Annotated in this window: 6 protein-coding genes and 1 pseudogene; all 7 read left to right on the top strand. The window is 37.4% G+C overall.

Going from position 1 to position 7,702, the window contains the following annotated elements; all coding sequences use genetic code 11:
* Positions 1-214: pseudogene (locus ACQRBJ_RS15445) on the top strand (dTDP-glucose 4,6-dehydratase); the annotation flags it as partial.
* Between the two features lie 385 nt (positions 215-599).
* Positions 600-755, top strand: coding sequence for a hypothetical protein (locus ACQRBJ_RS15440; protein ID WP_006848196.1), 156 nt, complete (start codon positions 600-602; stop codon positions 753-755).
* 9 nt (positions 756-764) lie between these two features.
* A complete protein-coding gene (locus ACQRBJ_RS15435; protein WP_445304155.1) occupies positions 765-1,355 on the top strand; it encodes a GNAT family N-acetyltransferase in 591 nt (196 codons plus the stop codon).
* Positions 1,356-1,969: 614 nt separating this feature from the next.
* Positions 1,970-3,337: an LA2681 family HEPN domain-containing protein gene (locus ACQRBJ_RS15430; RefSeq protein ID WP_445304154.1), complete on the top strand. Its 1,368-nt coding sequence runs from the start codon at positions 1,970-1,972 to the stop codon at positions 3,335-3,337.
* On the top strand, positions 3,334-5,664 hold the full coding sequence (locus ACQRBJ_RS15425; RefSeq protein WP_445304153.1) for a hypothetical protein: 2,331 nt from the start codon (positions 3,334-3,336) through the stop codon (positions 5,662-5,664). The genes ACQRBJ_RS15430 and ACQRBJ_RS15425 overlap by 4 nt, the downstream gene beginning before the upstream one ends.
* Positions 5,661-6,599, top strand: a complete 939-nt coding sequence (locus ACQRBJ_RS15420; RefSeq protein WP_445304152.1) for a hypothetical protein — start codon at positions 5,661-5,663, stop codon at positions 6,597-6,599. Before ACQRBJ_RS15425 ends, ACQRBJ_RS15420 begins: the two co-directional genes overlap by 4 nt.
* A 6-nt stretch (positions 6,600-6,605) precedes the next feature.
* Complete coding sequence (locus ACQRBJ_RS15415) at positions 6,606-7,529, top strand: hypothetical protein (RefSeq protein WP_445304151.1); 924 nt, start codon at positions 6,606-6,608, stop codon at positions 7,527-7,529.
* The last annotated feature ends 173 nt before the right edge of the window (positions 7,530-7,702 follow it).

Below are 7,702 nucleotides of genomic sequence, written 5' to 3'. Positions count from 1 at the left end.
AATTCATTACTCATGTCACAGACAGATAGGGATACGATATGCGTTACGCCTCGACTCTAGAAGGTTGCAGAAGAAACTCGGTTGGGAGCCATAACTCTTGTTTGAGGAAAAAAACGAAGAGACCGTGAAATGGTATCTCGAGAACCAGGAATGGATGGATCATGTTACTCCTGGGGAGTATCAGAAGTATTATGAGGGGATGTATTGTAAATAGACCCTCCTGTCTTCAATAGTCTTTACGACCCTTTCGGTTCCCCTTGTAGGGGACAGAAACCCCAGCGGGAGGGTCCTTAATCCTAAACCAAGCCTTTCCCTTAACCATTAAGGGAAAGGATGTAACCGCCCTCCGGTGCTCAGAACCGCTTCGCTCTAAGATTGGCGGGGCATCAAAGCCCTGCGCCATGTTATGCGGGATGGGACCGCCTGGGGAAAGTTGGAGATAGTATGGAATGGGCTTGCTATAATGGGGTTATAGATTACTGATTTTAAGGCTGGTTTGCTGATAAATTGCAGATTTCTTGTGATTTTCTTGGTGGTTTCGGGAAAAAAGCGTAACTTTGGCGGCAAGTTATATAAACTAAATAATAGGAGATAAGATTATGGCATTAGCAATTAGTGGTATCCCAATGCTGACAGGTGATGAGGCTTTAGCTTTCAGAGAAAAAGCTGAAGAAACCTTGAAGAAGCGTGGTAGCATAGATTTCTCAAAGCAACGTGCTGAGATGAAGGCTATTTTGGCAAAAGCAAAATTTTAAGTTAGTATTATGGGATTTTTAGCAGATAAAACGGTGTTTTCACCATTGACAAAAGAAATTTTGGAAGAATCTATTTCATTTTCATGTGGCAATGAAGACTTGGATGGATTCTTCCATAATGATGCTGTGTCTTATGCCGAAAACTTGTTTGGTAAATCTTACTGCTATTATCTTGAGGAATCAAAGGCTGATATCGTATGTGCCTTTACGGTCTCAAATGCCAGTATTTTCACGAAGTACTTGCCTAATGCGAGAAAGAAAAAGGTTGGAAAGCATGTTCCTCATATAAAACAGGATTTGATATATCCTGCTGTACTTATAGGAAGATTGGGAATTTCAACAAAATTTCAGCATCTTCATATCGGGACAGAAGTAATGGACTTTATTAAGTCCTGGTTTGTTGAGCCATATAATAAAACGGGATGTCGTTATTTAGTAGTTGATGCCTATAATGAAGATGTGCCTGTAGCTTTTTATAAGAAGAATGGTTTTGATTTTATGTTCAGCACAGAAGAGCAGGAAAAAACTTATAGAGGTATTGTTTCTGATAAGCCATTAAAGACTCGTCTAATGTACTTTGATTTGATACTCATCAAGTAAATAAAAGCTAGTAGCTGGTGATAGCGGTGTCTCGGTAACATGCAATCACTACAATCTGTACAGAGTCACTGATACTATCACCTATCTTCAGAACTTGGCACTTCTTCTGGAGGGTAAAGAATAAGAAATAATAGATTTACGGGCGAACGGTTCCCCTCTCCTCTCTTTATAAAGAACTACTTTTGTGGGATGGAGCCTAGTAGCCCTTTTATGATAATATTACCTTATGATGTAGCAAGAGGTTGGGTGGAAGGGTTGAATGGTCATAAGGTTTCTGTCGAAGGGACGGCTAAATTTAATATTCACATTAATTTTTGATAAAAATGAAAAAGAGTAATTTTATTTAGGTCGGGCATAAAGTTGCCCGACTCATCGAGAAAGTGAAAGGGCAGAGTTTGGAGGAGTCTGCCAAGTGTATAATCGCAATTTTGGACTTGTCAAGTATTGCAATCAAGTTGTACTTCGGTGTTCCAATTGGTCATGTTGACGTGTTCAACGCTGGTCAAGATGTCATGTCGATTGTGTAGTACATCAAACAGGTGATTCAAACTCATGTTTGACACCGGGGAGGCGGTTCGCCGTCTCCTTTATTATGTTTTTTATAAGTATTCATTATGAAATATTCCATAGAACAATCAGAAATAACAGAACGAACAGAACAGATAAACAAATTTGCTCTATTGGTTGATTTATTTAATAAGAAAGCCGTTGACAGAGAAACATTCATGGCTGAATTGTCGAAGATTGAACAAACAGACTGGGCAAAAGAAAATCTGTTTAATCAGTTGATAGGGTATTGTGTTCTTGGAGATGCTTATGGAATTCTGAAAAGCCGAGAGTTGGATTTCTGTAAGGCGTACTATACCAATGAATATGTCTATAAGGAAGTAAGCTACTACCATAATGTACAATATTTGATTACTCGTGTAAAAAGAGAAGAATGGGCAGCATTGTATCTTAATGCTTTCAGAGCATCATGCCGTGCTTATTTGTGTTTAGCTAATGCTTATGATCATCTAGGAAGATTCTGTGAAGCTCAACAATACTACAGAATGGCTTTATTGGATTCTACCAATACACAGGAGGTGGAGAGAAATCAAGGTTTTTCCTATGCTAATATGCATGCATTTTGGCCAGAAGAAGAACCTTTCATTGTAAGAAAGGCTCAGCAGATAATAAGAAAGTACCAACAATTTTTTGATGGTCATTCACCTTATTTCAGACAGATTTGTTCATGGTCCTCTCCTTCTTTTGATGCACCATTAATTGATTATGACAATATACAAGATGGTGAATACGAAAAATGGATATGTCAACATTATCTGAGAATCAATCGTTTTAATGATGTTGAACCTGATTCTATGCTGTCATTACATGATAATGTAAAACTTCCTGTTATAGTTGACACATCTGAGAAAAAAGCTCTTTATGAAAGCACCTTTGAAGAAATAAAAGGCAGTTTTATCAGTACTCGGAAGCTCCTCTATAGTATTATAAATGAGGATAAAAATAGTATGAATATAGAGCTGTTAAAAATGGCATATAAGAACTTTTATTCCATATTCGATAAGATAGCCATGTTCTTATCCAATTATCTTGATGTTAAATTAAAATCCTATGAGGTAGACTTTGCCAAAATATGGAATTGCAAGAATGGAGATATTCGACAAGAAATCCTGGAACATTCGCAGAACATGCCTTTATTAGGCTTGTATAACATCAAGTTGGATGTTTATGGAATGAAAACGGATTGGTATGTTGTTGATGAACAAACAAAGGACTTGAAAATGTTACGCAATTATATGGAGCATAAGTCGATAATTATTAAGGAAGAGCCTATGTCTCGTACAGAATACCAGTTGACCATATCGAAGCAAGAATTGGAACTCAATACCATCAGGTTGGCGCAACTTGTTAGATGTGCCATCATATATTTGTGCAATTTTGTTTTGCACGCAGAATATAACAAACATCACTCATGAAAGATATTGACATGATAAATATAGAACGACCTTGGATGAAATCTATTTCTATGATGGATGGCAACGAAGTAATGACTTCTCGTGGATTTAAATTGATTGGGCTAAAATTGTATTCTCCTAATGATGAGAATGCTATTTACCATGCCAAAATGATGCAAAAGTCTCTGTATGGTCGTGAAGATTGGCTGTATATCAATGATGGCTTTTCTATATCAGGCGATGTTGAGAATGGTTTTAATGTGGCAATACGAGAGGATGCTTTTGATTCCGAATTCCTGCTGTACTCACCAGAGTATGGAGTAAAAGTGAGTATAAGTGCCATTGTTGGTCAAAATGGTACAGGCAAAAGTACCATCATAGATATGATATTGAGGACTCTCAACAATCTTTCGGCAGCCATTTTGGGTGAAACATTCAATTATTCGAGTGCCCAGCATCTTCATTACATAGACTATGTGTATGCTTCGGTTGCCGTCTATTTGGATCATGAGGTAAAAATACTTACTGTAAAAGGTAGAAATGTCATTATATCAACCATTGGCGAGAATACCCATTGTGACACCATCAAAATACTTGAAGAACAATCTGAGGGAGATGTTGATGAACCATTGAAATACCAAAAAGGCAAACATGCTTATCTAAGTGAATGGTTTTACACCATTGTAAGCAATTATTCTCTCTATGCTTATAATTATCGAGATTATGATAGTGAGAGAACGTCTGCTGCAAAATTAGAAAGGTTGTATGATGATATAGAACATTTGAAGAATGAGGATTATTTTTGGTTAAAAGGGGTGTTTCATAAGAATGATGGCTATCAAACTCCTGTTGTTGTTCACCCCATGCGCGAAGAAGGCTATATCAATGCCAGCAAGGAAAATATGCTAGGTAAGAATAATCTTGTAAATCTTGCGTTTTATGAGGTCATGGATACGAATGAAGAAGGAATGACTATTCGAGAATTCCCTTTGCGAGTCATCAATAATACATATGAGGTTGTAGGTTTCACGTTTAAATATAAGGAAGAAAATGAATATGAGGGATTCGAAGAACTGTATTTAGGCAAACTTCTTTCTGCAAATATGAATAAAAACGAGACGGAATACCTGAAACAAAGATTTGTTTCTATGGTAAATCCGATTTGTAAGTTTTGGGCAAAACAGATGCGGCTCATTCTTAAAGAAGATGTTGAGACCTTACCAAATTTAAAACGACAGGCATGGGATTATGTGGCATACAAGACATTGAAGATTATTCAAACATATAAACCATACGAAAGTGATTGGGAATGGCTAATTGGTGACAGATATGATGAAAAGAAGATAAAACGTTATATACACGATTTACTCCATGATCAGACACATAGGACGAAGAAACTTCGTCAACAATTAGCTTTCTTGGTATTTCTGGACACAGAAGAGTATTATGCTATTCGTACGGGAGTCGTTCTTGCCAATGAGGTAGATGCATTCATAAAAACAAATGAAGGTATGTTCTTTTACGAAAGTGAAAAGAAACGTAATAAACCTACTACAGATTTCAAATTTCAAAAGGAAGACTTATTACCTCCACCTATCGCTGATGTTACATTGATGATTGTAAAACGTGAAGACAAGAAGGCATTTGAGAGTAACCCCAAGTCTGTTGGGTTGATACCATTTACAGGATTAAGCTCAGGAGAAAGACAAATTGCCTATACATTAGGGAATGTGTTGTATCATCTTGTCAACATAAACTCAACACTACAAGATGATTCCATAGAAAAAGACCATTTGTCATTTCTAAAATATCATCACGTATGTATGCTTATGGATGAAGTTGAACTGTATTATCATCCGGATTTACAACGTAAATTTGTGAAACTTCTGCTGAGTTCAATCACCTCAGTACCTCTTGAAAATATTTATGACATCAATATCACTTTAGTTACTCATTCACCATTTGTGCTGAGTGATATACCGCGAAGTAACATCCTATGTCTGCAAAAAGGAGAAAGTGAAAAACAAAGTGGGCAAACGTTTGGAGCTAATATTGTTGACATGCTAAGTGAATCATTCTTTTTGCAAGGGACTATGGGTGATATAGCTCAATCATGTATCAATGACGTTGTTGACTTTTATTTCATGCATAGAAGGTATCAAGAATCACTAAGAGAAAACGAAAACAAGCAAGAATGGCACATTGAAGATATGGAACTGGATAAAGCATTCAAGAAGCAGAAATCCAAATTTGATTATGTTACCAGTATCATTGGTGAAGAGTATCTTCAGAAGGAACTTAGGGAAATGTATGATGAGTTAGTGGATTTTTATGACAACAAAGAATGAAAGCAATTGAATATCCATCCAAGGGGAGTAAAGAATTTGCCAATTTAGTCGATGACTATAAGAGCATTTTCTCTACAGATTTAGCAGATAGAGTTACGAAACGAGGGGAAAAAAGACTCGGACTTGAATCAAAATGGAAGAATTGGAAGCGCAAATACGGATGCATAAGAGCATTGAATAATTCAGTTGAAGACTTGTTGACAATGGATTTCGAAGACTTGGTATTATTCTATGAGACATTTCTTCGAGTTTGTTCCAAAAAGAGATTTACATCTAAAAGTTTACATGACTTACATGAGATTTTCAAGTATACGAATAAATACGATTCAAAAATTTCTGCATTTTTTAAGAGGCATGCTGATGAACTAAAGATCTATACATGTCATTATTGCGATATGGCTTATATCAATGTGTATACAGAAAACAGCAAAAGTATAGCTAAGAGCCAATTTGATATAGACCACTTTTTGCCAAAAGGAAAATGTCCTCCTGTAGCATTGTCATTATTCAATTTCGTTCCTTCATGTCCTGTTTGTAACGAGCGAATAAAACGTGAAGACTTACCATATGTGAATCTTAATGAACTGAAATTTCTTAGTCCTTCGTCCTTTGCTTTTGATTTACACAAAAGGATTAAAGTTAAGTTAGGACATTCAAAAAGTTCACGTAAGGATTTCATTTATTTTGTTGCAAAATACCCTTATGACAGATATGTTGATTTTTTCCACTTACAAGAGCGATATGATTATCATAAAATTGAAGCATTGCGATTGGAAAAACTAAAAAAGAACTATTCAAGGAGTCAGATTGCACAAATTGCTAAATGCCTACACCGGACTAAAAAGGAAGTGAAAGAGGATATTTTCAATCAAAGATATATGCAGAATAAGCATCGTTGTTTTGCAAAATTTACTGTTGATATTTTGAACCAATAATAAATTATGAACACAAACACTCAAATAGACAAGATAGATAAAGTACTCTCGAAAATATCGGGCAAGGAGATTAAAGCTTTTGTGTGGCAGTATGCAGCTACGCATGAGGACTTTGCTACCGCTTTAGTGGAAAAGTATTGGAAGCCAGAGCGTGGCAACTATAAGGAACAGGTGGAGGCTTGCTTTGCCCATGCTGGTGTGTTGGGCGTGCGATTCGGACAACCGCAATTGGACTGGAGGAAGATAGAGCAAGACTTGGGGGCAATGCTGAGGAAAGCCAAGAGCATGAAGAAGAAAGGGAATCTGATTGATGCTGCCTTGATTGCTGGATATGTGATGACCTTTACTTGCAGAGAGTTCAAGCACGACCATCTGGCTTATACTCCTGCCAGATATGATGTGTGGGCGGAAGAAAACAAGGTCTTGACGGATCTTGTCACCGAGTCGACAGACATGGTGAGGGACTTGTTGATCAACAGCGATGAGATAGAGGAGGATTCTCGCTTGGGTATGCTTGGAGAAATCGCTGAGCAATGCGAGGAAATAGGCGATAACTATTTCATACGCTTTGAGTGGTTTGTGGATGAGGCGATGCCGCTACTTTGCGGTGATGATGAAAAGGCGTATCTGGCTCATATCAGCAAGCGGTTGAAAAACAAGAAAGATAAGTACTTCCATTATCGCTATTACATTCAAAAGGCGGATTACTGGGCAGCGCATGGTAAGCGTGCAAAGGCAGAGAAACTGATGTGGGAGAAACGTGATGATGAGAATATCCGTGACCATTATATCGACAGCCTCATTGAATGGGGCGAGTATAAGAAGGCAGTTGAGGTGATAGACGATAACAAGGATGACTTTCACTCCTACTCCAAAAAATGGGAGAACAAAGTGGTGAAAGCATTGAAACTGTCAGGTGATAAGGAATAGCTGATAGAAGAATGCAAGAAACGATTTGTCGTCAGTGGCTATCGAATCAAATATTACGAGGCTCTGAAGGAGGTGATAGACAGAAATGAATGGCCTGTCTTCTTTGATGAGCTTTGGAAAATGCCCGATTGGGAGCATGACTATGAGGATGCAGAAGCCAAGATTCTAGTCAA

The sequence above is a fragment of the Prevotella sp. SGI.167 genome (assembly GCF_050313615.1).
Taxonomy (GTDB): Bacteria; Bacteroidota; Bacteroidia; order Bacteroidales; family Bacteroidaceae; genus Prevotella.
This window is presented reverse-complemented; position numbering and strand designations above follow the sequence as displayed.

What these genes read in the sequence shown, in the direction of transcription:
- ACQRBJ_RS15440 (WP_006848196.1), top strand. Translation starts at nt 600, where the DNA reads ATGGCATTAGCAATTAGTGGTATCCCAATGCTGACAGGTGATGAGGCT.
- ACQRBJ_RS15435 (WP_445304155.1), top strand. Translation starts at nt 765, where the DNA reads ATGGGATTTTTAGCAGATAAAACGGTGTTTTCACCATTGACAAAAGAA.
- ACQRBJ_RS15430 (WP_445304154.1), top strand. Translation starts at nt 1,970, where the DNA reads ATGAAATATTCCATAGAACAATCAGAAATAACAGAACGAACAGAACAG.
- ACQRBJ_RS15425 (WP_445304153.1), top strand. Translation starts at nt 3,334, where the DNA reads ATGAAAGATATTGACATGATAAATATAGAACGACCTTGGATGAAATCT.
- ACQRBJ_RS15420 (WP_445304152.1), top strand. Translation starts at nt 5,661, where the DNA reads ATGAAAGCAATTGAATATCCATCCAAGGGGAGTAAAGAATTTGCCAAT.
- ACQRBJ_RS15415 (WP_445304151.1), top strand. Translation starts at nt 6,606, where the DNA reads ATGAACACAAACACTCAAATAGACAAGATAGATAAAGTACTCTCGAAA.